This window comes from Mycobacterium sp. ML4 (assembly GCF_054515735.1).
This window is the reverse complement of sequence record NZ_JBTNSY010000002.1, coordinates 36708-61883: the sequence shown is the minus strand read 5'-3', so window position 1 is coordinate 61883 and position 25176 is coordinate 36708. Positions and strand designations below refer to the sequence as shown.

17 protein-coding genes are annotated in these 25176 nt (G+C 65.2%); 11 read left to right on the top strand and 6 right to left on the bottom strand.

The window, feature by feature from the left end:
- Window positions 1–121: 121 nt before the first annotated feature.
- From ACX9NE_RS02260 to ACX9NE_RS02220, 9 genes are read left to right on the top strand one after another with little or no spacing between them, the layout of a single operon-like run.
- Window positions 122–922 (top strand): glycosyltransferase family protein, encoded by an 801-nt coding sequence (locus ACX9NE_RS02260; RefSeq protein ID WP_459359995.1) that lies wholly within the window; start codon window positions 122–124, stop codon window positions 920–922.
- Window positions 919–1575 (top strand): PIG-L deacetylase family protein, encoded by a 657-nt coding sequence (locus ACX9NE_RS02255; protein WP_459359996.1) that lies wholly within the window; start codon window positions 919–921, stop codon window positions 1573–1575. The genes ACX9NE_RS02260 and ACX9NE_RS02255 overlap by 4 nt, the downstream gene beginning before the upstream one ends.
- Before the next feature lie 7 nt (window positions 1576–1582).
- Window positions 1583–2434: a WecB/TagA/CpsF family glycosyltransferase gene (locus ACX9NE_RS02250; RefSeq protein ID WP_459359997.1), complete on the top strand. Its 852-nt coding sequence runs from the start codon at window positions 1583–1585 to the stop codon at window positions 2432–2434.
- Window positions 2431–3957 (top strand): sugar transferase, encoded by a 1527-nt coding sequence (locus tag ACX9NE_RS02245; protein WP_459359998.1) that lies wholly within the window; start codon window positions 2431–2433, stop codon window positions 3955–3957. The genes ACX9NE_RS02250 and ACX9NE_RS02245 overlap by 4 nt, the downstream gene beginning before the upstream one ends.
- A complete protein-coding gene (locus ACX9NE_RS02240) occupies window positions 3958–5439 on the top strand; it encodes a flippase (protein WP_459359999.1) in 1482 nt (493 codons plus the stop codon).
- On the top strand, window positions 5436–7406 hold the full coding sequence (locus ACX9NE_RS02235) for a glycosyltransferase (RefSeq protein WP_459360000.1): 1971 nt from the start codon (window positions 5436–5438) through the stop codon (window positions 7404–7406). Before ACX9NE_RS02240 ends, ACX9NE_RS02235 begins: the two co-directional genes overlap by 4 nt.
- Before the next feature lie 59 nt (window positions 7407–7465).
- Window positions 7466–8719: a methyltransferase domain-containing protein gene (locus ACX9NE_RS02230; protein WP_459360001.1), complete on the top strand. Its 1254-nt coding sequence runs from the start codon at window positions 7466–7468 to the stop codon at window positions 8717–8719.
- Window positions 8716–9819, top strand: coding sequence for a transferase (locus tag ACX9NE_RS02225; protein ID WP_459360002.1), 1104 nt, complete (start codon window positions 8716–8718; stop codon window positions 9817–9819). Before ACX9NE_RS02230 ends, ACX9NE_RS02225 begins: the two co-directional genes overlap by 4 nt.
- Window positions 9816–10907: a glycosyltransferase family 4 protein gene (locus tag ACX9NE_RS02220; RefSeq protein WP_459360003.1), complete on the top strand. Its 1092-nt coding sequence runs from the start codon at window positions 9816–9818 to the stop codon at window positions 10905–10907. The genes ACX9NE_RS02225 and ACX9NE_RS02220 overlap by 4 nt, the downstream gene beginning before the upstream one ends.
- A gap of 61 nt (window positions 10908–10968) precedes the next feature.
- Here ACX9NE_RS02220 and ACX9NE_RS02215 read toward each other — a convergent pair whose 3' ends face one another.
- The 5 genes from ACX9NE_RS02215 to ACX9NE_RS02195 all read right to left on the bottom strand — a co-directional run bounded on the left by ACX9NE_RS02215 (window position 10969) and on the right by ACX9NE_RS02195 (window position 19621).
- Window positions 10969–12912, bottom strand: coding sequence for an FkbM family methyltransferase (locus tag ACX9NE_RS02215; protein ID WP_459360004.1), 1944 nt, complete (start codon window positions 12910–12912; stop codon window positions 10969–10971).
- On the bottom strand, window positions 12909–14390 hold the full coding sequence (locus ACX9NE_RS02210) for an O-antigen ligase family protein (protein WP_459360005.1): 1482 nt from the start codon (window positions 14388–14390) through the stop codon (window positions 12909–12911). Before ACX9NE_RS02210 ends, ACX9NE_RS02215 begins: the two co-directional genes overlap by 4 nt.
- Window positions 14387–15886 carry a tyrosine-protein kinase domain-containing protein gene (locus ACX9NE_RS02205; protein ID WP_459360006.1) on the bottom strand — a complete coding sequence of 500 codons (1500 nt, stop codon included), beginning with the start codon at window positions 15884–15886 and terminating at the stop codon, window positions 14387–14389. The genes ACX9NE_RS02210 and ACX9NE_RS02205 overlap by 4 nt, the downstream gene beginning before the upstream one ends.
- 165 nt (window positions 15887–16051) lie before the next feature.
- Window positions 16052–17620, bottom strand: coding sequence for a hypothetical protein (locus ACX9NE_RS02200; protein ID WP_459360068.1), 1569 nt, complete (start codon window positions 17618–17620; stop codon window positions 16052–16054).
- 138 nt (window positions 17621–17758) lie between these two features.
- Window positions 17759–19621, bottom strand: a complete 1863-nt coding sequence (locus ACX9NE_RS02195; protein WP_459360069.1) for a putative bifunctional diguanylate cyclase/phosphodiesterase — start codon at window positions 19619–19621, stop codon at window positions 17759–17761.
- A gap of 300 nt (window positions 19622–19921) precedes the next feature.
- Between ACX9NE_RS02195 and ACX9NE_RS02190 the strand changes: the two genes are divergently transcribed.
- Window positions 19922–20713 carry an FkbM family methyltransferase gene (locus ACX9NE_RS02190; protein WP_459360007.1) on the top strand — a complete coding sequence of 264 codons (792 nt, stop codon included), beginning with the start codon at window positions 19922–19924 and terminating at the stop codon, window positions 20711–20713.
- A gap of 258 nt (window positions 20714–20971) precedes the next feature.
- On the opposite strand, the gene ACX9NE_RS02185 is transcribed toward ACX9NE_RS02190, so the two are convergent.
- Window positions 20972–22345 carry a cation:proton antiporter domain-containing protein gene (locus tag ACX9NE_RS02185; protein WP_459360008.1) on the bottom strand — a complete coding sequence of 458 codons (1374 nt, stop codon included), beginning with the start codon at window positions 22343–22345 and terminating at the stop codon, window positions 20972–20974.
- 896 nt (window positions 22346–23241) lie between these two features.
- On the opposite strand from ACX9NE_RS02185, the gene ACX9NE_RS02180 reads away from it, so the two are divergent.
- Window positions 23242–25077, top strand: a complete 1836-nt coding sequence (locus tag ACX9NE_RS02180) for a flavin-containing monooxygenase (RefSeq protein ID WP_459360009.1) — start codon at window positions 23242–23244, stop codon at window positions 25075–25077.
- Window positions 25078–25176 lie beyond the last annotated feature (99 nt).

The following is a 25176-nucleotide window of genomic DNA, read 5'->3' as shown; positions in this document are numbered from 1 at the left end:
CAGTGAGTGATCGGGTCGGAAACCCAGCCGCCGGTCGGAGGAGGGCAGCAATGAATGGTTTGCGCACGGGAACCACCGGCGGCGCGCTTGGCAGCCCCGGCAACCCCGAGGGGGCAGGCAAATGAAGGTCGTACTGTTCTGCGGCGGTTACGGCATGCGGATGCGTAGCGCGGCCGGCGACCTCATCCCCAAACCCCTTCAGATGGTCGGGCCGCGGCCGCTGCTGTGGCACGTGATGCGCTACTACGCGCACTACGGCCACACCGAATTCATCCTCTGCCTGGGCTACGGCCAATCACTCGTGAAGGACTTCTTTGTCAATTACCGCGAGACCGAGTCCAATGACTTCGTCATGCGCGGCGGCAAGGTCGAGCTGCTTGATTCCGACATGTCTCACTGGACGATCACCTTCGTCGACACCGGACTGGAATCGCCGATCGGCGAGCGGCTGCGCCGGGTCCGCAAGTATCTCGGTGACGATAAGTACTTCCTCGCCAACTACGCCGACGTGCTCACCGACGCACCGCTGGACACCATGATCGAACGGTTCCACGCAGCCCGGGCGGCCGCGTCGATGCTCGTCGTACCGCCGCAGTCGTCGTTCCACTGTGTCGACGTCAGCACCCACGGCGACATCAAGGAGATCGCTCCGATTGCCAAGTTCCCGATCTGGGTCAACGGCGGCTACTTCGTGCTCCGCCAGGACGTCATCGACCTGATACCCGAGAACGGCGACCTGGTCGGCGACGCATGCATGGAACTGGCCGGCACCGGCCGGTTGCTCGGCTACCAACACGACGGCTTCTGGAAGCCGGCCGACACCTTCAAGGAGCGTGCCGAACTGGACGCCGACTACAACCGCGGGATCCGCCCGTGGGCAGTGTGGGAGTCGGCTGGCACGCCGGAGGAGCGGTCGGCGTGAACACCTTGACTCTTGCCGGTGTCAGCTCCGTCGCCGTCATCGGCGCGCACTGCGATGACGTCATCATCGGCGCCGGCGCCACCCTGATGCAGCTCGAGCGCAACAATCCGGGCCTGATCATCCACGCGCTCGTACTGACCGGCGCCGGCACTGAGCGCGAAATCGAGGAGAAGGGCGCCTTCGCGGCGTTCTTCCCACAAGCCGACGTACGCCTCACGGTGGCCGACTTTCCGGACGGACACCTGCCCGAACACTGGGGAGCGGTGAAAAGACAACTCGCCCAGTTCCGTCGCGGGTGCGAACCGGACCTGGTGCTGGGTCCACAGCGCAACGACTATCACCAGGACCACCGCCTGTTGGCCCAGCTGATCCCGACTGAGTTCCGTGCCCACCTGGTGCTGGGCTACGAAATCCTCAAGTGGGAGTCAGACCTGCCGAATCCCAGCCTCTACGTACCGATTACGACCGAGATCGCACGGGAGAAGACGAGGCTTCTCGCGCAGTCCTACCCCTCACAGACCGGGCGCGACTGGTTTGACGAAGAGACCTTCCTCGGCCTGATGCGGGTCCGCGGCGTCCAAAGCCATGCCCGCTACGCCGAGGCGTTCGTCATGGAGAAGGCCGTGTTGAGTCCGATCGCTCATACGGGGTAGCTCGGTCATGGCCCACAGCACGCTCCCCTCGACTCCGGTCCGCATGGTCGTCAGCGGAAGCATCGTCGAGCGTTGCGACATCGACGAGGTGCTGTCCATCGTCGACGCACGTTTGCGGTCGCAGGGCCACCGCGGGCTGGCCGTCGGCTCGGTGAACCTGGACCATCTGCACCATTTCCGCGTCGCGGGCGCCGCTCCCCATGGGCTGGTGGAATGGCTGCTGCTGGCCGACGGTATGCCGATCGCCTGGCGAGGCAAGCTGCTGACCGCTCGACCGTGGCCCAGGGTCACCGGCGCCGACCTGCTGCCGGCTGTCCTGGCACTGGCCGAAGCGGGCGGTCACCGGGTCGGCTTCTTCGGAGGCAGCCCGCAGACGCATCGCCTCCTGGCCGGTCACCTGCGGCAGCACTACCCGGCTCTGGTGGTCTCCGGTATGTGGTCACCGGCTCTGGAAGACATCGAATCATCTTCGGACGCAATGTGTTCGGCGATCCGCACCGCCCGGACCGACCTGCTGATCGTCAGCCTGGGCAAGCCGCGCCAGGAGCGGTGGGTCGACCAGCACGGGGATGCCACGGGCGCACGCGTCTTTCTGCCCTCCGGCGGTGCCATCGACTTCCTGGCCGGCATGACAAGTCGCGCCCCTCAGTGGATGCAACGCTCGGGCCTGGAGTGGTTGTACCGGTTGACCCGCGAACCGCGCAGACTGGCGCGCCGCTACCTGCTACATGGCCCGATCGCACTGCTGCGCGCCGCACGCGCGCAACTCATCTGCTACCCCGGCGTGCACTACGTCGGCACACCTGTCCGTGGCCATGCCGGAATCGCCGGCGCCGCAACCGAGGCGGCGTCCGCATGACCGAGGGATCGGCCAGTGTGACTGCCACCTTGCGCGCCGAGACCGGCCGCTCGCCCGTCGTGGCGTTGCCGACTCAAAACGCCGGGCCGGATGCGGTTCCACGCTGGCAGCAACAGTATTCATCGCGACTGCGGATCACCGACTCGGTGATCGTCTGCGCGGCGATCATGCTTGCGCAATTCGTCCGGTTCGGCGACTCGCCGAACATGTCGGGTTACCCGGGCCCGGTGATGACGCTGTTCTCATGCCTGTTCGCGATGCTGTGGCTCACCTGGATTTCGGTGTTCCACACCCGTTCACCCCGGATCATCGGCGCCGGCATCGACGAGTACCGCCGGCTTGCCAGCGCGTCGTTCTCCGTCTTCGGCATCATCGCCATGGTCACGCTGCTCGCCAAGATTGAACTGGCGCGCGGCTACTTGGCCGTCGCGCTTCCGGTCGGCACCCTCGGCCTGCTGTCCAGCCGCAACCTGTGGCGCAAGTACGTGTGGCGCATGCGGGCCAGGGGGCAGTACCAGACCATGGTCCTGGCAATCGGTGACCGCTCGGGTGTCACACACCTTGCCCACGAACTCATCCGCAACCCGAAGGATGGTTATGTCGTGGTCGGCGTGTGCATCCCGGGATACGGGCCGCCCCGCGACGAGACACTCAGGGTGCAGGGACGCGAGATCCCGATCCTGGGCGATGAATCCAGCGCGGTCGCCGCGCTCGCCGAGTGCGGCGCCGACACGGTCGCGGTAACCCGCACCGAACATTTCGGCGTCCACGGAATACGCGATCTGATGTGGCGGCTCGAGACGATGGACGTCGACCTCGTGGTGTCGCCAGGGGTGATGGATGTCGCCGGCGCCCGGTTGACCATGCGGCCCATCGCGGGATACCCGCTGCTGCACGTCGACAAGCCCCAGTACGAGGGCACCCAACGCCTGCAGAAGCGCGCCTTCGACTTCTGCTTCGCGCTGGCCGCGCTCCTTGCGACGGCACCGATGCTGGTCGTGGCCGCCATCTCGATCAAGTTGACGAGCAAGGGGCCCGTCTTCTATCGCGCCGAACGCATCGGCCTGGACGGTCAGCCCTTCACCATGCTGAAGTTCCGCACCATGGTGGACGGCGCCGACAAGCAGATCGACCGGTTGCTGCCGCTGAACCAGGGCGCCGGCGGAATGCTGTTCAAGATCCGTCAGGACCCGCGCGTGACGCCGGTCGGAAAGATATTGCGCCGCTACAGTATTGACGAGCTTCCGCAGTTCATCAATGTGCTCAAGCGGGACATGAGCGTCGTGGGGCCACGGCCACCGCTGCGCCGCGAGGTGGAGAACTACGACGGTGAGGTGAAACGCCGGCTGCTGGTGAAACCCGGTGTCACCGGCCTATGGCAGGTGAGTGGGCGGTCGGATCTGTCCTGGGAGGACTCGGTCCGGCTCGATCTGTCCTACGTCGACAACTGGTCGATGGCCGGCGATCTGGCGATCATCGCCCGAACCCTCAAAGCGGTTCTGGCCAGTGACGGAGCCTATTAGATGAAGGGCGGCATCGTGATTGAGCCGACGGCGCACGAGCCGACGGCGGCGCAGGACGTGTCGCCGTCGCGGATAGCGCACGCGTTCTCGATCCAATTGATCTGCCGGGTGCTGGGGATGCTGGCCTCGGTGGTCTCGGTGTCGATGACGGCCCGCTATCTGGGCCCCGGCCGCTATGGGCAGTTGATGGTGGCGGTCGCCTTCATCGGCATGTGGACCGCCGCGACCGACCTCGGCATCAACACGGTGATCGTGCGCCGGGTCACCTCGGGCCGTGGCGCGCTGGAGCGCCTGGTGCGCGTCAACAGTGGCCTTTCCCTGATGTACTGCGTGCCGCTGGCGGTGACGGCGGCGGTCACCGGTTGGCTGATCTATCGTGACGCCGACGTGCGCGTGATGCTGGTGGTGTTGTCCGGACAGCTCCTGATGCTGACGGTGCGGACCCGGTTCGAGCCCGTCTTCCTGTCCACCGTGCGCTTCTCCGCGGTCGCCGTCTCCGACGTCGCGGGCCGGATCGGCACGCTGGCCATGGTCAGCTGGCTGGTGGCGACCCAGGCGAACATTGTCTGGTTCGCGGTCGCACAACTCATACCTCCGTTGGTGCAGTTGGCGATTCAGGGTACGGCCGCGGCGCGCCACGTCTCGCTGCGCCCGGTGTTCTCCTCGCGGGAGTCTCTGGATCTGTTGCGCGAAAGTCTCCCGCTGATGGGGGTCGCACTGGTCGGCATCCTGTACTGGCGTGCCGACGGGGTGATCCTGTCCCTGCTCAACGACCACGCCGAGGTCGGTGTGTACGGGCTGGCGTACACGATCGCCTTCAACACCGAAGCGTTGTCGATCTTCTTCCAGAAGTCCACTCTGTCGACCGCCACCGGCCTGTATTCCCGCGACCTGGTCGCATACAACGCGTTCCTGCGTCGCAGTGTCGAATTGATGAGTTTCCTCGCGTTCCCGGTCGCCGTCGTCGGCACCCTGCTGGCCGGTCCGCTGATCGAGTTGTTCGGCGATGCAGACTTCGTGACCCGGGGGGCACCGACCCTCGCATTACTGCTCATCGCCGCCTCGTTGCGGTTCGTCACCGGAACCCTCGGGCAGGGGCTGTTCGCCTGCCACGAACAACGGTTCTTCTTCCGGCTGTCCGTCGCTGCACTCACCGCCAACGTCGCCTTCAATCTGTGTCTGGACGGCCGATTCGGCGCCGTGGGTGCCGGAATCTCGCTGGTGTGCACGGAGCTGATCGGTTTGACGTTCGCGAGTTGGCGGCTGGGCAGCCACTGCGGCTACCGCACGCCGGTGATCTTCCTGCTCCGCCTGCTGGTCCCGACGTCGATCAGCGCCCTTGCGGCACTGCTGCTTTCGGGCGAAAACGTGGTGTTCGCGCTGGCCGCCGCCGCGGCGACCTATCTGGCCGTCAACGCGGTGGCCGGTCCCGTCAACTGGTCCGCACTGAGCTCGCTATTCCGGAAAAAGGTGACCGCATGACAACCGAACGGCCCCTCTCGGCGCTGATCGTGACCTACAAGAGTCACGGCCTGTTGGAACAGTGCCTGGCCAGCGTCGCCGAACACCTGCCGGACCTGCCGGTCTACGTCTACGAGAACAGCGGCGAGGAGTACCCCGGCCGCGAGGAGCTGGCCGCGCGCCATCCCGACGTGCACTGGGTGCTCGGTCCGGTGAATCTGGGCTTCGGCGCCGCCTTCAATGCGCTCGCCACGCACACACCCGATAACACGGACTTTCTGCTGCTCAACGCCGATACCCGGTTGACCGGGCCGCTGACCCGCACCCGGGCGTTGATCCGCGAACCCGGCGTCGCGGCCGTGTCACCGCTGATTCGCGACCCCGGCGCACCCGGCCCGCTGCTGTGGGACATCGCCACCAAACACCGGACGCTGGTCCGGTCCGTGGTCGCCGCCGCGGGCTATTCCGACCGGCTGCGGGGCACCCGGTTCTCCCATCTCTACCGTGAACAGCCCGCCGAATCCGAAAGCATCGACGGCTACATGGCCGGCATCTGCCTGGCGATGAATCGCGACGCCTGGAACCAGATCGGTGGCTTCGACGAGGAATTCTTCCTCTACGGCGAAGAGACCGACTGGCAGGAGCGCGCCAGCGCCGCGGGCTGGCGGATCCTGCTGGCCGACGAATTGAACGCCGATCACGGCAACCCGGCAGCCGGCACGGCCGAACGCGAATCCGTCTTCACCCACGGTGCGGAGGTCTCCACCGTGGAGCGCTTCCGCAATCGAGATTTGTTGCGCTCCAACATCGCTCTACTGCTCGAACGTCAGGACAGTGTTCACCACGCCGACGCCTTCCTGGCCGCCACCTCGGTGCTGGACCGGGTGCAGCGGTCCAAACGGGGTGCACGCAAACGCGCCATTTCGGCGGCCACGTCCGCCAACACGTCGCGCAAGCCGTCGATCGTCATCACCACCAACCGGCTGGTGTACGGTGGCGCCGAGCGTCAAAAGGCACTGCTGGCTAAGGAACTGGATCGCCGCGGGTACCCGGTCACCGTCGTCTGCATGCAACGCTTCGGACCGTTGCTCAAGGAGATCCCGCACAGCGTTCGCGTGGTGCGCCAGCCCTGGTGGGCGCCGATGGTCGATCTTGCTGACGGCCCGGCAGTGCTGATCAGCGGCGACACCAACACCGAGACGGGCTTCGCGACGTTATGGCGGGCCGCATCGCGTAGCAGGCGCTGGCTGGTGGCCCCACACGTGCCCCCGGAGTCCCACCGGCCGGTCTACTCACGGCCGTTGACGGCGGCGATGAATCGCGCCGACGGGTTTATCGTTCTCGCGCAACGCCATTGGGAAATGCTCACCGCACACCACCAGGTCAGCGGGCCGTACTTCGTGGCGCCCAACGGCGTCGCCGTCTCCGGCGAGCCGGCCGAGCGGGTCCGTGCCGCCGGCGAGTCACCGCACCTGGTGATGCTGTCGCGGATCGTCGAGCACAAGAACCCCCACCTGCTGATCGAGGCACTCAGCGGCTTGACCGGCCTGCCCTGGCGGCTGTCGATCTACGGCGACGGCCCGGACCGGGAGGCCCTCGAAGCCCGAACGCCGGAGTCCGTGCGCGACCGCGTCCGCTGGCGCGGATGGTCGCCCGGACCCGGCCCGGCGCTTGCCGACGCCGACCTGCTCTGTGTGCCGAGCCGCTCCGAGGCCTTTCCGATGGCCATCCTGGAAGCGATGGCACGCGGGGTCCCGGTGGCGGCGTCCGGCGTCTGCGCGGTCCCGGAGATGCTGGACTTCGGCAAGGCCGGCTTCGTCGTGGAACCGGTGTCGGTGTCGGCGTGGCGGGACCAGCTGGCCGAAATCCTCACCGGCACCGAGGCATTGCCCGAGGTTGGGTGGCGCGGCTTCGAGCGTGTGCAGACGCAGTACACCATGGAGGCGATGACCGATGCCTACCTCGAGGCGATCGGTGCGGTGATGTGAGCCCACTACGCAGCTTCAAACCCGTGCATCATCAACAGACCCGACGAATCGAGACTTACATGAAGTGCCGACTGTGTGACTCCGACCGCATGCTCAGCGTGCTGGACCTGGGCGCGACTCCCCCGTGCGAGAAGATCCTCTCCCCCGAGGAACTCGACCTGCCCGAGCCCACCTACCCGCTGCATCTGCGGTTATGTGAGGACTGCCTGCTGCTGCAGATACCCGCACTGATCACACCCGAGGAAACGTTCACCGAATACGCCTACTACTCTTCGTATTCCGACAGCTGGGTCCAACACGCGCGAACGTTCGTCGATCAGGCCGCCCAACGCCTGGGGCTCGGACCGGATTCATTCATGGTCGAAGTCGCCAGCAACGACGGATATCTGCTGCAGCACGCGGTAGCCCGGGGCATACCCTGTCTGGGCATCGAGCCCTCGCTGAACGTCGGCGCCGCGGCCACCAAGCGTGGTGTGCCGACCGTGTCGGAGTTTCTGAACCGGCAACTGGCCCGCCGGGTGCGCGCCGAGCGTGGCCCGGCAGACCTGGTGGTGGCCAACAACGTGTACGCGCACATTCCCGACCTGAGAGGCTTCACCCAGTCACTGCGCGGCCTGCTGGCCGATGACGGGTGGCTCAGCATCGAGGTGCACCATGCGCTGAACCTGGTGTGCCTCGGCCAGTTCGACACCATCTATCACGAACATTTCCAGTACTACACCGTGTTCTCCGCGCAGAACGCGTTGGCCAGCGCAGGCCTGGCGGTCGTCGACGTCGAACTGCTACCGACGCACGGCGGATCGATCCGGGTGTGGGCCCGCCCCATCGAGGTCGCCGGCCCACCCACCGAGCGGGTCAACAAGATCCTGCGCATCGAAGAGGCGGCGGGACTGCACCGTGCGGACGGCTACCTGCAACTGCGGCACCGTACCGAGCAGATTCGCCACGACCTGCTGCGGTTCCTGCTGCAGTGCCGCGCTGAGGGTAGACGCGTCGTCGGCTACGGTGCACCGGGCAAGGGGAACACGTTGCTCAATTACTGCGGTATCCGCAGCGATCTGCTCGAGTACACCGTCGACCGAAATCCGTATAAACACGGTCACTTCACCCCGGGAACCCGGATTCCTATTCACGATCCGGAGATGATCGCCAAGGACCGTCCCGACGTCGTGCTGGTGCTGCCCTGGAACCTGGAAAACGAACTCACCGAACAACTCAGCTACGTCACCGAGTGGGGCGGCCAGATCGTCTACCCACTCCCGAACCTGCACCTGGCGACGAACGTGAAATCGCGCGGTGCCGCAGTCGGGTGAGCCACTGCCGAGGGTGCGGTGACGCTGAGCTGAGCCGGGTTCTCGATCTCGGACATGCACCGGCGGCCGAGCAATTCCCCTTGCTCTCCGATCCTGTCAGTCCGCAGGAGGCCCAGCGGCCGCTGGCCATGGACCTGTGCCGCTGCTGCGGGCTTGCTCAACTCGCCGGCGAAGACGCTCCCGACGTGGCCGAGGAGCAGCAGAGCATCGAGCCGCAGGCCATGCGGGACCAGGCCGCCGCCGCCGTGCACCAGCTCGCCGCCTCCGGTTGGCTGCGCGGGAAGTTCGTCCGCGAGTTCGGCAGCCCACATGGGGGAACGTGGTTGCCGTTGCTCGCCGAACGCGGCTATCGCGAATCCGAGATCGCCGACGTGGTACTCGACAGCTTCGGTCTCATGCACGATGCCGATCAGCGGTCTGCCGTCGAGCTGCGAGCAAACGTCACTGCGCCCGAGGGTGTTCTGTTGATCCAGTTTCCCTCGCTGATGGCGATGGTAAGCCAGGGTCAGTGGAATCTTCTGCGCCACAGCCACTTCGGCTACCACTCGCTGACCGCGATGACCAATCTGCTGGGCGCGGTGGGGATGAGCATCGCCACTGTCTGGGAATTCGATCTGCTCGGTGGTACGTTGCTGGCCGCCGCCGTGCACGGTCGCGTCGAGCGAGACGAACGCGCAGAAGACATCTTGAAGCGCGAGCTGGACTTCGGCGTGACGAAGCCGTACGTGTTGCGCAGAATGCAGCGTGCGGTCGACGATCACGTCGCACGGCTGTGCAATTGGCTGCAGGTGCAGGCGGACCGGCGCCTCTCGGTGTACGCCTACTCCGCCGGTTCCCGCGTGCCCGCGCTGTTCAGCGCGGCGCAGATAGACCGGCGGCTCATCAGGGGCATCGCCGATGCCTCGCCCGACAAGCACGGCCGCCGGATCCCCGGCACCGACATCGAGATCATCTCGCCCGAACAGCTCATCGCCGCTGATCCCGATCGGGTCCTGCTGACGCTGCCCTACATCTACGACGAAGTTCACCGCGCGTATCCGCAACTGGCGGGGCGCTGGTGGGTGGACCACGGCAGCTCGATCGAGCCGGGGCGGTCATGAAAAGCCCACGGATTCTCTGGCTTTCCCCGTGGATGCGCCCGCTGGCACGCGTTCAGGCGGAGACGCTTCGCGGCGAAGGTGCCGAGGTGCTGCTGGTGACCTCGGATCAGCACCCGGAATCGGGGCCTGCCCGCGACTACGAACTGGTGCTTGACCCGCGGTTTCGTACCGCAGCCACATGGCGGCCGAGTTTGGCTGCGTGGCAGCGCATCCGCGAATACCGCCCGGACGTGGTGGTCGCCGAGCTGGTCCGCGATCCACGGTGGATCGCGCTGGCCGGGCGAGTTCCGCGGATCCAGCTGGTGCACGACGACCGTCCGCATGACCCGGCCGAGCGTCGGCCCCGCTACGAACGTCAGGTTTTCGACCACTGGGGCGCGAGGTCGGCGGCCACCGTCACCTACAGCCACTATGTCGCGGCGCGGGTCACCACCCGGCGCGACGTGAACGGCACACCGGTACACGTGCTACCGCTCACCAGCGACCTTGATCCGGCCGTGGTTCCCGCACCCGCCGATGCGCGGCGCCGCCGTGATTTCGTGATGATCGGCCGGCTGAATCCTTACAAGAACGCCGATGTGGTGCTGCGGGCCTGGCAACAGCATGTAGACGGAAACGGCTGGCGCGGTGACACGTTGGTGCTCCTGGGCGACGGGTCTATCGATGCCGGGGCGCTGCCGCGCCACACCGAATGGCGGCCGGGACACTATCGGTACTCCGACGTGCTCAGCATCATCGCCGAAGCGAAGGGTTCGGTGGCTCATTATCGGCGCGCCTCGCAGAGCGGAGTGCAGGTGCTGTCGATGCAACTGGGCGTGATGCCGATAGTGTCCGACCGCGGTGGCCTGCCGGAATATCAGCCGCCGCAGTGCCCTCCGGTCGGTGTGGACGACGTCGCCGGTCTGGCGGCCACGTTCGACGCACTGGCCGATCCGGCCACGGCTGCCCGGCATGGCGCCGATGCGGCGCGTCACTACACGCAGCGATTCGCCGTCGGCCACACCGCGCGCCGGCTGCTGGAGGTGGTCAGCAGTCTCCGCTCATCAACGTCATCGTCGTCTTCGGGATTGGCTTGTGCGGCAGGCTGATTGATCGGCCGGTAGCGCAGCGCCGGCATTGCGCCGCCGGCACTCGGCTTGCCTCAGCGCTTCAGCGCAGGAATCCTGCCACCAGCTCCGGTGACCGGACGGCGCAGAAGTCGTGTACGTATCCCTGCGGCATGGCGAAGGGATGGAACTCGCGGGAGTCGGCCCCGGAAAGGAAGGCCAACTGGTCGCGCCGCACATCGAAGCCGGCGATAGGCCGTAACGCCGACTCGGTGACATAGAACAGGTGGTATCCCAAGTCCTGTAGCTGCCGGAACACATCGCTGATCGGAACCGACAGATGGCGCTGCTCGATTTCGATCAAAATCGCCGGGCGGCAACGCCGCAACATGTCCGCGCCGCCGCGCAGTACCGACATCTCGTGCCCCTCGACGTCGATCTTCACGAAGTCGACGTCGACGCCGGGGCCCAGCACGTCGTCGAGTCGCACCAGCGGCACCTCGATCTGCTGCACGTCCACACCTTGCCCGTCGAAACCGTGCGCCAAACTCCCCTGCGCGGTTACCTGTCTGCGGTGGTGCTCGGGCACCAGTAGTTGCGCGGTGCCGGGCTCGTCGGACACCGCGACCTGGCCGAAGTGCACGTTGGGCTGCGCCCGCTCGAGCTTGCGCAGCATCGGAGCATTGTCGGGATGTGGTTCAAAGCTGAAGACCTGTCCCGATTTTCCGACACGGCGGGCCAGGTGGTAGGTGAACAGGCCCCAGCTCGCCCCTATGTCGACGACGGTTGCTCCGTTGGTCACGAAGTGATCCGCCACCGCCATGGCGAGATCCTGCTTGAGCCGGCGGCGCCACAGCGCCTCGGTCGCGGTCGTCATCGCGGTGCGGCCCAACAGCCGCCCGACATTGCGCACCGACACATACCTGGCCACCCAGTTGGCCGCTTCGCTGTGCAGCAGAGCACCTTTCATCGTCGAACCGCCTTCCTGTCGCGCGAGACCGGTCCACAGCCGCGTCAACCGCTCATACCAGCGGTCCAGTCCGAAGTCGCGGGCGCGATGACGCGCGGCCGCACCCAGACCGGCTCGCAAGGTGTCATCTTTGAGCAGCTCGTTCAGGGCGTCAGTGATCTGCTCTGGACGCCCGGGCGCCACCACCAGCCCGGTCACCCGGTCGGTGACCGCCTCACCGATGCTGCCCACCAAGGTCGTGACCGGTGCCAGGCCGTGGGCCATCGCTTCCAGCAACGCCATCGGCAGGCCCTCGTCGTGGCTGGGCAGCACGAAAACGTGTGCATTGCTGAGCAACTGGTCACGGGCGGCCGGATCCAGCCAGCCCACGACGTCAATGGTGCCTCCCAGGCCGGCCGCGGCGACAGCCGACCGGACCTGGTCCACCTCCCCGTCACCGGCCAAGGTCACCCGCAACCGGGCGCGCGCGTCGTCGTCCAGCGCCCCGACGGCGGTAATCACGTCATAACTGCCCTTGCGCGCTCCCATCCGGCCGAGCGAAACGGCATGAACGCGTGGGACATCGGACTGTCGCACCACGGCATCGGGAATCGCGACCGCGTTGTGCAGCACGCGAATCCTCCCGGCGGGTATCCGCAACCGGCTCGTGTACTCCCGGACGTGACGGGTGCCCAGCACCAGCCATTGATCGGCGACAAGCAGACGCCGCACCACCACCTGCGCGCCGCGCGGCAATCCGTCGAACCAGCCCGCGAAGTCGTAACTGTGGGCGTGCACCACGATCGGCACCCCCGCCCACCGGGCGGCCGCCATCGGCAGCGCCTTGCGCACCACGCTGCCACCGTGGGCCAAGTGCACATGCAGCACGTCGGCGCGGCGGCGCACCACCAACCAGGCGGCGCGCAGCATTCCCGAACCGCCGATCCAGAGCCGAAACCACAGCGGCCCTTCGATATACGTCGGCACGGTGATGATGTGGGCATCGGGGTGCGCGGCCATCAGCGTAATCACCGTCGCCATCCCGCCGCGGCTGGCCGCCTGGGCAGGCGCCGGCCCCACCACCAATACTCGCGTCATCGCGCCACCTCGGCAGGTTCCATGAGCTCGTCTGGAACCTCATCGATATCGACGCTTTCATCGCCGCGACGTCCCTGCATGGCGAAGGCCATCGCCCCGCCCAGCGTGATGCCGAGCGTCATCGCGTTGGTCGGTTCCTCCGGCAGCGGGTCGATGACGCACATCACCATCAGGCCGGTGCTGACCGCCGCGCTGATCTTGGCCGGCACCGAAGCGCTGCGTAACGCCCGTACCAGCGGCGTCAACGCGAACACCGCAAATCCGGCCATGCCGACCGCACCGGCTTTGGCCAGCCACCAGAGATAGAAGTTGTGCGCGTAGGTCGTTCCCAGCGACTGGGTGAATTCGTTGGGGTCGTCACCACCGAACGGCAACTGATAGGCGTAACCCAGGCCGTGGCCGAACAGCGGCGCCTGCGCGATCGCTTCGTTGAGGTGCCGGTCTTCTTCGAATCTGGCCAGCGTCGACGGATCTTGGGTGAGCGCCGCGCCCGACGATCTGCCGAGCACCCGGTGGCTGAATCCGGTGATCTGGTTGGCCAGCCACACACCGGCGGACGAGTCGCCGAGCAGGAACAGCGCGCCGGGGATCGTCACCGCCAGGATCCCCGCCGCCGTGATCGCCAGCCGCGCCGCCCGGCGCACCGACGACCAGCCCATGCTGGCGAAGAACGCGACGATCGCGGCGACTCCGACGGAGATGAGGGTGTTGCGGGTGAACGCCAGTACCGCGATCACCAGCGCCGGCGGACCCAGCAGGAGGTAGGTGGCGGGCTTCACCCGGCCCAGAATCTGCGCGGCGACCAGAGCGGTCAGCACGGCGATGGCCGGTATCAGGGCCGAGGTGATGATGCGGTTTGCGTTGTCACCGGTGTCCATCTGCAGGCTTTCGGTCCGGCCGGCCAGCCGGATTCCGCCGGAGGAACCGAGCACGGCCATCCCGGCCGAGAACCACAGCGTGAACGCCGTCGCGTGCAGCGACAACATGACGTAGTCGCCGTACACCACCACCAGCGCCAGCACGAACCCGGCGAGCATCTCCAGCAGGAACGTTGTTTCGCGCACCACGATCGTCGTACTGTGCCCCATCGAAAACCCAACCGCGGCAGAGTAGATCACCAATAGCCCGAACATTGCCGGAAGCAGGTAATCGGACATTCGCAGCCGTACCGCGGGCAGGACGAAGCAGATGGCCAGCACCAGCACGACGTGTGAGGCATAGATCGACACCGGCCCGATTACTTTGCCCACATGCAGTCCCTGCGGCAGGGCCGCGCAGCCCAGAAACAGCGCCATCCCGATCATCAGTTCGGGTTTGGCCCAGTAGACGATCAAGAAGAACGTCAGACCGACCAGCAGGATGCCCTGCGTGGTGTTACGCACCGACAGCGCCCCGTAGACAAGACACCCGAATATGAAGAGCGCCAACATGACTGCGGCCATCGCCAGGCGATGGCGACTCCGCAGATACCGAATCACGCCGGGCCACTGACCTTCGAGCGATACGTCTTGGTCGCAGCCCTGGTGTGCCGCGCGATCCGGGCATCGGTGAGCACGGTCCCCACCACGTTGGCGCCGGCCGCCCGCAATGCGGCCAGCGCGTCGGCCAGTTCGTCCTCGGTCGTGCGTCCGGCGCGCAGCACCAGGACCGTGGCGTCCACGGCGCCGCCGAGCAGGCCGGAGTCGGCGGTCGCCAGCACCGGCGGACCGTCGACGACCGTTCGCTCGAAAGTCTTTGCCACGTCGTCCAATACCTTGTCCAGCACCTCGGGCAGGTAAGCGCTGGTCGGCAGAGTCTCCCGGCGGACCGACCGGGCCGCCAGGACGAACAGCTTGGGAATCGAGGTCGGCTTGGTGGCTTCGGTCGCGATTCCAGGGTTGGACAGCGCGTTGGACAAGCCCTCTCCCGACTCGACTTTCAGCAGCCCGGCAATCACCGGCCGGCGGGTGTCGCCCTCGATCAACAACACATCCTCGCCGAGTTCGGCGAACGCCCGGGAGAGGTTGATCGCCGTCGTCGTGGTCCCTTCACCACCGAAGGGCGCCGTCAACAACACCCGGTTGGCCCGAGGACCCATCGCCCGCAGCAGCCGGGCCCGCAGGCCTCGCACGGCGTCGTCGAACGAGATGTCGGTGCCGAAGCGTGGCGCGCTGCCCCGGTGCCCGGGCAACTCGGCCAGCGTCGGCAGTCCGGAGAGGGTTTCCAGCTTCGCCCGGTCGCGCACCGTGCGGTCCGCGGCCTCCCGGGTGAGCACGACGCCGGTGCCCAGCAGCAGACCGGCGACCAGACCCATCGCCATGTTGCGCACCGGCACCGGCTTGACCGGCTTGTCGGGCACACCGGGCTGCTCGACGACCGTCGCCCGGGCCACGGGCGACTGGGTGCCTGATCCACCGGTCTGTGCCGGATCCGTCGGCGTCACCGTCGCCACCGGGGTCTCGCTCGGCAAGGTCGTCGGCGGCTGCTCGCCGGCCGCGACCGGCGCGGCCGACGTGGGCACGGGAGTGGTGGTCGCGCTCGTCGGCGGAGCCTTCGGGCTACCGCCGAGCGTGCCGACCATGATGGTGAATTCGTCGGCGACCGCTTTCGCCAGTGTCGCCGCCCGCTGCGGATCGGTGTCGGTCACCGTGATCGTGAACAGCGTCGTCTTCGGGGTGAATGCCACCTTGGTCTGGTTGGCCAACTGGTCGGCGCCGACCGGCAGGTGGAACTGGGTGACGGCCCGCTCTGCGACGGCGTGACCACCGGCTATCGCGGCGTATGAGGACAACCGCTCCTGGGCCGCCTGGGTGCCCTGGTAGACCTGCATCAGGTCGGTTTCGCCGGAGAACGAAATCAGCACGGTCGCCGACGACTCGTAGCTTTTCGTCTGGAACGCCGTGATCGCCGCCGCGCCGGCCAGGCAGGCCAGTACCGCGCCCACGAAAAGCTTCCAGTGCAGCAGGAGGGTCCGTACGAATGTGCGGAAGTCCATCAAAAGCCTCTCTGGGGGCTCTCTCGGCGCTTTCCAGGCGTCCTCTGGCCGTGCAGCCCGCTAGTCAGCGGAGAACAGCGCGTTTCCCCCCGCACGCTAAGCTACCTACCTTTAGTACGGTAAACAAGCTGACAGCAGTCGGCTGGTATGCCCTGGCCCGCGCCGTCACGTCTTTGGGGTGTTTGCCAGCACATCGCGCGGCACGTCGAGGGTGGCAACCGGATAGAACCCCGAGTCATCGCGGCCGTCGCGCGCCAGCTGCATGGGCGGGTAATTCACCGCATGCGAGCCGTTCGGCTTGTGCTGTTGCCATTCGACCGCGGCGCGCAGCGTGTAGTGCCCCGGCGTCAGACCCTTGAGGTCGATGTGGACGGACTCGGTGCCAGATGCCGGCGGCGGTCGGTCGATGCTGCGGTCCCCGGACGAGTCGGGGACCAGACCCCGCAGATCCACGGTGGCCGGCAACGTCCGGACCGTCTGCCCGGCGAAGTCCACCAGCCGGTAGCCCGGCACCCACTTCTCGGTGGCCGCCGCGGATCCGTAATTGGTCCAGGTGACCGAGATGGACGCGACCTGATCCTGCAGCGATTGCGATCCCTGCCTTGCTTCCACCGAGTAGCGGTAGCCGGCGACGGCGTTGGCCTGTGACCACAGCACGTACAACTTGGGATCCATCGGCGACGTGGCGTCCTGGTCCGGGAAGTTGACGCTCGATGTCATCGAGACGTGGTAGCGGATCACGTCGTGAAGGCCCTTGTCGTAGTAGGACTGCGGCGTGGTGCCATTGGGCAGCTGGCACCACTCGGTGATCACCGGCGCTTTACCGAGGCGCTCCTTGAGCGCACCGACCAGCGGGTCGGAGGTCTGGACGTAGTGGCCGGACTCCGCCCAGACCGGCAGCGGCGCGTAGACGCCCAGACAGTCCGAACGAACGCCGACCGGCGCGACCAGTTTCCTGGTGACGTCGTCGGCCAGCAGCTGGCGCATGATCTCGGGGTTGTTGGGCGTGGCCACCAGTTGCGTGTGCGGGAAGGCGTTGACGTTGGCCGCGACCAATTGCTGGATGGACGCCTTGGTGATGTTCTGGTCGCGGAACTGGCTGTAGTAGCCCAGCGCCGCCTCGCTATCGTCGGGCCCGGGACCTGGTGCGTTCAGCGAGTCACGCAGATAGGCGACGTGGTTTTCGCTGAAGTCGCCGTAGCCGGAGAACTCGAAGACGCTGAGCCGCTCGTCGTGGTCATAGCGTCGCCCCAGCGCGGCCAGTAGCTGCCCGAAGTCAGCGAGATACGTGGGGTCGTTGAAGTTGGGCACCACCTGCACGGGCGCATTGCCCGCGGCGGGATAGCTGGTGGCGGTGCCGGGCTTGGCCCGTTCCCAGTCGGGGATCTCGATGTTGGTGTTGTTCGGATAGGTCGCGTTGCAGCACGAGTTGTACGACTGCACCCGCAGCGTCAGCCGCATCCGGCGCTCGGCGAGTTTGTTCAGCGCATCGTCGATGACGCTGAAGTCGAATTTGCGCTCGTCGGGCGCGTCGGGGGGAAGGGTGGCCGGGTCGGTCGGCTGCAATTGCCGCCAGGTAACCCGCAGGCTGGCGTCGTACGACGCGGGCCAGGCCGGGTAGCGCTGCTGAGCGGGCTCGCCCTGGGGAAAGAGCGGCTCCAGCAGGTCCTCGTACTGACCGCGCAGTGGGTTGGAGATCTCCTGTGCGGCCGGCGGGATGGCCGGACTGACCATCGCGGCCAGGGGGCCGGGGTCGTTGTGCTGGCGGCTGCACGCGCCGATCAACAGGGCAGCGCCCGCGACGAGCACAGTTACGCAGGCAACAGCGATTAAAGTTACTTTCCTAATGGTTCGAACCAATCTCTGCGTGAGCTAGATTGCGCCGAGCGTCAGCGCCTCACGGTCGGCGAGGAACGGCATCGGCATCCAGCGAGCGGCCAGCAACGCCTCCATGGCGTTGCCCGGAACGGGGCGGGACAACAAAAATCCCTGCGCCCGGTGACAACCATGTTGCATCAATGTGAGTGCGGCGGCCGGAGTCTCGACGCCCTCGGCGACCAATTGCAGGCCGAACGCCTCGGCCAGACCGATGATCGCGCGCACAATCGCCAGGTCACCGGCGTTGGTGCCCAGGTCGCGAACGAACCCGGTGTCGATTTTGAGCATGTCGACCGGAAGGGACTTCAGGTGCGACAACACCGCGTATCCGGTGCCGAAGTCGTCGATGGCGATCTGCACCCCGACCTCTTTGAGCTCCGACAGCGTCTTGCGGGTTGCTTCGATGTCGTGCACGACCGCCCGCTCGGTGATCTCGAGGCAGACCGAGCCGCCGTCGATCCCGAACTCCTCGATGGTGTCGGCGACGCTGCGGACGAACCCGCGGGTGATCAACTGCACGGGTGAGACGTTGATGCGCAGGATCGCGCTCTGCCCGACGCCGTTGGACCGCCACCGACTGAACTCGGCGCAGGCGCTGCGCATCACCCACCGGCCCAGTTCACCGGCCAGGTTGGTCGATTCGGCGACGCCGATGAACGAATCCGGCAACAGCAGACCCCAGATCGGGTGGCGCCATCGCACCAGCGCCTCGGCGGCCACGATGGCGCCCGTCCATAGATCGACCTCGGGCAGGTAGTGCAGCAGCAGTGCCTCGCTGTCGATGTCGCCCTGCAAGTGCAATTCAATGTCGTTGCGAAACGCGCTCTTGAGGGACATGTCGTCGGTGGACAGGGCCACCTGGTTGCCGCCGGCACGCTTGGCCGTCAGAACCGCTTCGTCGGCGCGGCGCAGCAGGTCAGTGCTGTTGTCGCGGCCGGGCATGCCCACGGCGAGCCCGATGCTGACCGTACGGGTGATCTGGTGACCCCCGATGGCCAGGCGTTCGCGCAGCATCGTGCCCAGCCGCCGAGCGAAGGCTTCGGCGGCCGCGCTCGACATCGTCTGATCCGGAATGACGACGAACTCGTCACCGCCCAGGCGGGCGATCATGCTCTGGCTGCCGGCGCACACCCGCAGGCGTTGCGCGAAGACACGGATGAACCAGTCGCCGGCGGTATGGCCGAGGTAGTCGTTGATGGACTTGAGCCGGTCGAGGTCCATGTAGAGCACCGCAACGGGCCCGGGGTTGCCGGCCGCCAGCCGGTCCGACAGGTGCGCGACCAGCGCCCGGCGGTTGTAGAGGCCGGTCAGATCGTCATGCTCGGCCAGGTAGCGGAGCTTCTCCTCCGCGGCGATCCGCGCCTGCAGCTGCGCAAACAGCGCCGCGACCGCCTCGAGGGTGTTGATCTCCTCCTGCTTCCACCTGCGTGCGCCGAACTTGACGAAGCCGAGCACCCCGGTGGTCATCTCGCCCGACACCAGCGGCGCGGCCGCCACGGACGGCGACGCTGTCTGCTTGGCGCCTCCCACCCAGCGCAATGAGCGGTTGCTCTGGTCGGGCCGGATCACGACGGGCTTGCGACCGTGCTCACACTGCGCAAGCACCGGGTCGGCGCTGGTGAAGTGCACGACGGCCTGCGGATCCGGGTCGGGGACGTTTGGCCGCGGCGGCCATTCGGCGACCAGCACCGATGCGCGGATGTCGTGGTCGTGGTGCCGGAGAAAACTTGCGTCCACATCGAATTGCTCGACGAGCTGAGCCAGGACCCGTTCGCTCACCTTCGTGGCAGTGGACGCGGTCGCCTCCATCAGCTGGGTGGCTACGGAGGTGACGACGAGGTCCAAGCTGCGTGGCAACGGGTCCTCCGATGTTGTGCACATGTCAAACGCCTGCGTCAATTATGGGTGACCAACCCAGTCGGCGGACAGTATTCGCGCCGCCGTTTTCGAATGCCCGCCGATGCGCATCGAGTGGACGAACAGCTCGCCCGATTCCTGGGACGTACCCCGGAGCGGCGCAGATCACGGATGGATTCTGGTTCTCAGAGATTAGCATGCGGTCCGCTGTCAAACCGGCCGGAAACCTGCTGACCTGCACGCTCGACCCGGGGTGTGCGTCCGAGCCGGCCGCGCTCGGCGGTCGGTTAAGGTCGGCTGATGTCAGTCGCACGTTCGGCCAAACGCTGGCTCGCGCCGGCGGCCAGGACCGTCGCGCCGCACATGTTTTGGAAGCGGAAATTCAGGATCCTGCAACGTCTCGGAGAAACCCGACCGGATGTGGCGCTGGTGGCCTCCCTGTGTGATCCCGACCGGATCTCACTGGACATCGGCGCCGATGTGGGCGAATTCGCCATCGCCATGCTGCGCTCGTCGCGGTCGGTGATCGCGTTCGAGCCCCGTCCCGCGCAGGCCCGCGATCTGGCGTTGATGTTCACCGCCGTCGGGGCGCCGGTGCGCATCGAGGCGGTGGCGCTGTCCGATCAGCCCGGCCTCAGCGCGATGCGGGTGGTGCAATCCGACCCCGGGCGCAGCACGATCGACCAGGAGAACGTGCTGGACACCGCGGTCGGCGGGCCCGTTTCAACCATCGACGTGCCGGTGAAGCGCCTCGACGACCTGCGGCTGGACAACGTCGGCATGGTCAAAATCGACGTCGAGGGCCATGAGCTGGCCGTCCTTCGCGGGGCCGCGGAGACGCTGCGGCGCAACCGGCCGAGGATCGTGGTGGAGGCCGAGGAACGGCACCATCCCGACGCCGTGGCCGACATCACCGCGTTGTTGAGTGGGCTGGGTTTCCGCGGCTACTTCATGCTGCACGGCCAGCGCCGCCCGATCGAGGAGTTCGACGCCGCGGCTCACCAGAATCGGGCCAACATCGGCGGAGCCGACGACGACTGGGCGCCCCGCGGCGTGTACATCAACAACTTCGTGTTCGAGCCCGAAGGTTGACGCTCGGCAGCGGGCAGGCCGCGACTGATCAGAGCCTGCTGTTGATGGGTCTCACTTGGGCATTCGAGTCGTTCACGAGTCTCGTACGGGAGCTCTGAACGGTCCCGTGACCAATGAAGCCAGGCCAAGTCGGGTGCCTAGAGCGGCTGGAAAGTTATCGAGTCCACATCCCAGTCTGGTCGGCAAGCGCCACTCGCAGCGACTGAACAAAGACGCCCGGGGCCTCACACCGGTGCCGGCAGCACGGCTGAAGGACGGTCATTCCTGCTGCTGCGGGGCCTCAATTGGCACACTAACCCGTTGCGGAATGTCGGGCTCTTCACCGTCCCGACCGAAAACAAAACCGTTGCGACGGGCGCTTCGCTCGAAAACATGCTGCAGTGGCGACGCAATAAGGGTGGTGATGATGGCCATCAGAGCCAGGATCGTGTAGAGCCTCGTGGTGATGAGACCCGCGCCCATCCCGATGTTCAACAAAATCAACTCCATCAGGCCGCGAGCATTCGCCAGCGATCCCATCGCGCCCGCTTCACGCCAGCTCATGCCCTTCCAGCGCGCGGCCAGCCCGATGGCGACGAACTTGCCACCAAAAGACACCAGGAGGACGACACCAGCGACGAGAAGCGTTGCCGGGTGCAGGATCAAAGAGAGCTTGGTGTTGAGTCCGGAGAATATGAAGAATGCCGGGAGCAGCAGATAGCCGACGAGCGGCTCGAGGCAGCGGCAGATGGAGTCCAACAGCTGTCCTCGCGGCATCACCGCGCCCACCACGAAGGCCCCGAATATGGCATAAATGCCAATCACATCGGTAAACCAACTTGCCAGCAGAATCCAGCTCAAAGCTATGCACAAGGGCTTGATCGGAACTCCGGCGGCGGTTTCCCCACCATCGTCCGGCCAATCGGACGACATGAACTTCCTGAGCAGTCTTCGTCCTACGTACACCATGAACAGGAGGTACAGCAGCCCTCCCAGCACTGTGAGGACCGCGGCGCTCATGTCGCCTTTGGTTGTCGCAACAACAGTCGACAACAGTGCCCACGCGCAGGCATCGTCCACCGCGGCGCACGAGAGTGAGACCGTACCGACCCTGGTGTTCAGCAAACCGGACGCCTGGATAATCCAAGCGAGCATCGGGAAAGCGGTGATCGCAATTGCCGATGCCGAGAACAGCACCCCTTGCCAGCTCGTAACTTTTTGGGTGAAGTACCCGCCCATGCTGACCAACCACCAGCCGGCCAGGCCGCCTAGCAGCATCGACGCCCCCACACCGGCCACCGCGGTGGTTCCCGCTTGGCGCATGTGTGAATCCAATATGTCGAGCCTGAAGGAAGCGCCCACCAAGAACATGTACAAGATCAGACCGAGCTGACCGACCACATAGATAACGGTCAGGTTGGGATGCATGATCGTCTGGCCACCGACCGTGAGACTGACCGGGAATAGCCACTTCTGGACTTCCGGACATAGAGCACCGAGAACCGATGGCCCCGCCAGGAAGCCCGTGATCATGATGGCGACAACCTGGACCTGACCCAGACGGCGCAGCAGCGGCCAGAGCAGACGGTAGGTGATAACGATAACGGCCAGCTGCAGAAAGAAATGGCTAGCTATGTCTAGCAGAGGTGGCATAGGCCTTCACTTCACTGACACTTGCTACACGTTGGGATGTCAATTCCTGCGCACAGCCTGACGGTACGAATATTTCCATCATGGCCATCGCAGAATGGCATTCCAGAGCGCTGGGAAGGATCGAAACTGGCCGAACGCCGCGGAATGCCGTCTGTCAAGCCTACCCGCGAATACTAGCAATACTTCGCCACTCTTTGTCAACACATTCTGCGTTAATTCCGTGAGTCTTCATCCGCAAAATCGGGGTCGCAGGTGCGAGCGACCGGCTCGACCCGCCCAGGCGACCTCCAGCATCGGCCCTTTGATCGCGCCGAGACCTGACGGCAGTGTAATCGCTTCTGCTGCAATGATATTCGCACCCTTACGCGGCCAGGTCCAAGCTCTCGGACGTAGTCCTCCGGGACGATTGCGCAGGGGCTGCCGACGGCGACTCGACGGTTCTGCGCGCGCAGGACGATCCACCGAATGCCGCGTATTCGGATGGCCTACCTTCGTTTGGAGCTCCGCGCGGCGACGGGCCACGAACGATATTTCGACGAAACTCTGACTGCTCGTGGCGCCGCGAACGTCACCGGTCTTGTTCCGAGCCGGCATTAATGTTGACAATGGGCCGCAAAGAGGCGATATTGATCTCGCTCACAACTCTGTGTGATGAGGAGCGTCCCCATGATCGGCGCATTCAATCGATTCCATGGGCGCATGGCGCTGCTTCAAGCTTTGGCCGATCCCTGGGACGCGGGTGTGTCATGCCATCCCGCCGGCAGAGAACTCGACGTAGTGCAGCGGCCAGTGAGTAGCCCGCCGAAACGGACGTCATAACGAGTCCTGTCGGCGGACCAGTTAAGTGCAGCGGAAGTCTATCTATGTTCAAGTGCCGCCGGAGAGGATGACAAACGTTGAAAATCGCGGTGATCGGAGCCGGTCCCTCCGGGCTTACCACCATCAAACAGCTTCGGGACGAAGGCCATGACGTCGTATGTTTCGACAAGGGCGGTGACGTCGGCGGCATCTGGCATCGGCACGAGAATGACGATGCCGAGATGAAGGTGTACGACGAGATGAAGCTGACCATCTCCATGAAGCTGATGTGCTTTTCCGACCACATGGTGGAAGACCGCGTATTTGCTACTCGGCAGGAGTACCTGGATTATCTTCATTCCTACGCAGACCGTTATGAGCTGCGCCAGCACATCAAATTCGGCACGGAGGTCACGTCAGTGACCAGGACCGACGATGGATGGCTCGTGAGCAGTGTCGCCGACGGCCAACAGAATGAGGAGTTCTTCGGGGCCGTTGCACTCTGCAGTGGGCCGTTTCACAAGCCGAATATGAGGGTGACAGGCCTGGACAAGTTCACGGGCGAGGTCGCTCACTCGTCGCGATATCGCAACAACCGTCGCTATCGCGGTAAGCGCGTCCTGGTGATCGGTCTTGCAGAGTCGGGTGCCGACATCGTCCGGCAGATTTCCGACGTCGCCACCAGTTGCACCTTGTCAATACGCACGCGCCTGTTTCTGTTGCCACGACTTTTCAAGGGAAAATATTCGACGGATTCGTACACGATACGCGCTCACCACTATGAAATGTGGTTGCGAGCGACGGATTTTCCGTTTCCCTTGAAAGCATTTTTCGAGGACGAGACGATGGCTCGGTCCGACTTCCTGTCAGCCATGCACGACGAAGCGATCTTGTCTGGTGTCACAAAGGTCGCGGACCAGATTAGTCTCGATTCTCTGGCCGGTCACCTCCGTGAGCTAGGACCGGTCGGCGCGACTGCGGCGGCACTCGCAGAGGCAGTGAGCGCAGGCGATGACGGTATCGGTGTGCACACTGACGGGGAGCCCCTCAATTGCCTTGGACAACGCCTGTACCCTGCACAACTCGACCTGTTCGCCGAGGCGACACCCGAAGCTATCGACTACATCAATCAGTGGAACATTCGATCGCACAACGGGACGGGTTGCTACGCGCCCAGCCGCGTCCTCTGCAAGAATGTGACGTTCGTTCCAAACATACTGAATGGCAAAATTCAGGTGAACGACAGCGGGATCGCAGACATCGATGGCAACACGGTATATTTCAAGGACTACACTGCCGCCGAGTACGACACCATCGTGCTGTGCACGGGATTCGAGCAAGACTTCTCCTTGCTGAAAGATATCGAACTTCCGGGCAACAATGTCCGCAACCTCTACAAGCACTCTATTCATCCGCAATTCGATGGAACATTGGCTTTCATCGGCTTCGCGCGACCGTACAGCGGAGGTATTCCGATATGTGCGGAAATGCAGGCCCGCTACTTTGCGCTCATCTGCAGCGGAGCACGGAAGCTGCCGTCAGATATCGACGAGCAGATCAAAGTTGAAAAGGCCTGGGAGGAGAGGTTCACCAGGCTGAGCCCTCAGCATTCCCAAACTATTCCTTCCCAGATCTTTTTCCTCGACTCCATAGCCAGAGAGATCGGTTGTCTACCGACCTGCAAAGAGATGCTTGATGACCCAGAGTTACTCGTCAAGATGTGGTTTCACACGTTCAATCAGGCGTGTTACCGGTTGTGCGGGCCGCACAGCATGCGAGAAGAAGCCATTGCATCAATAAAGAGCGAGGAATTGCCAGGCCGGAGCATAGCCAGCATGTTCGCCTTCATCGCGTCATCATTACTGCCTCCACATGTTCATCCCAGAGATCAGCTGATGATTCAGTCCCCCGGAGGTGGAGTTGCCCCGTTCTGAGCGGTACCCGCGCAGGCATCCCCCTCTTTTGACCCGGCCATTGGGCAGTCAGGCTGCCTCACCCGGCTCCGAACGGGGGATCGACGTGACGGCGCGAAC

What these genes read in the sequence shown, in the direction of transcription:
- ACX9NE_RS02260 (WP_459359995.1), top strand. Translation starts at nt 122, where the DNA reads ATGAAGGTCGTACTGTTCTGCGGCGGTTACGGCATGCGGATGCGTAGC.
- ACX9NE_RS02250 (WP_459359997.1), top strand. Translation starts at nt 1,583, where the DNA reads ATGGCCCACAGCACGCTCCCCTCGACTCCGGTCCGCATGGTCGTCAGC.
- ACX9NE_RS02245 (WP_459359998.1), top strand. Translation starts at nt 2,431, where the DNA reads ATGACCGAGGGATCGGCCAGTGTGACTGCCACCTTGCGCGCCGAGACC.
- ACX9NE_RS02240 (WP_459359999.1), top strand. Translation starts at nt 3,958, where the DNA reads ATGAAGGGCGGCATCGTGATTGAGCCGACGGCGCACGAGCCGACGGCG.
- ACX9NE_RS02235 (WP_459360000.1), top strand. Translation starts at nt 5,436, where the DNA reads ATGACAACCGAACGGCCCCTCTCGGCGCTGATCGTGACCTACAAGAGT.
- ACX9NE_RS02230 (WP_459360001.1), top strand. Translation starts at nt 7,466, where the DNA reads ATGAAGTGCCGACTGTGTGACTCCGACCGCATGCTCAGCGTGCTGGAC.
- ACX9NE_RS02220 (WP_459360003.1), top strand. Translation starts at nt 9,816, where the DNA reads ATGAAAAGCCCACGGATTCTCTGGCTTTCCCCGTGGATGCGCCCGCTG.
- ACX9NE_RS02215 (WP_459360004.1), bottom strand. Translation starts at nt 12,912, where the DNA reads ATGACGCGAGTATTGGTGGTGGGGCCGGCGCCTGCCCAGGCGGCCAGC.
- ACX9NE_RS02205 (WP_459360006.1), bottom strand. Translation starts at nt 15,886, where the DNA reads ATGGACTTCCGCACATTCGTACGGACCCTCCTGCTGCACTGGAAGCTT.
- ACX9NE_RS02200 (WP_459360068.1), bottom strand. Translation starts at nt 17,620, where the DNA reads ATGGTCAGTCCGGCCATCCCGCCGGCCGCACAGGAGATCTCCAACCCA.
- ACX9NE_RS02190 (WP_459360007.1), top strand. Translation starts at nt 19,922, where the DNA reads ATGTCAGTCGCACGTTCGGCCAAACGCTGGCTCGCGCCGGCGGCCAGG.
- ACX9NE_RS02185 (WP_459360008.1), bottom strand. Translation starts at nt 22,345, where the DNA reads ATGCCACCTCTGCTAGACATAGCTAGCCATTTCTTTCTGCAGCTGGCC.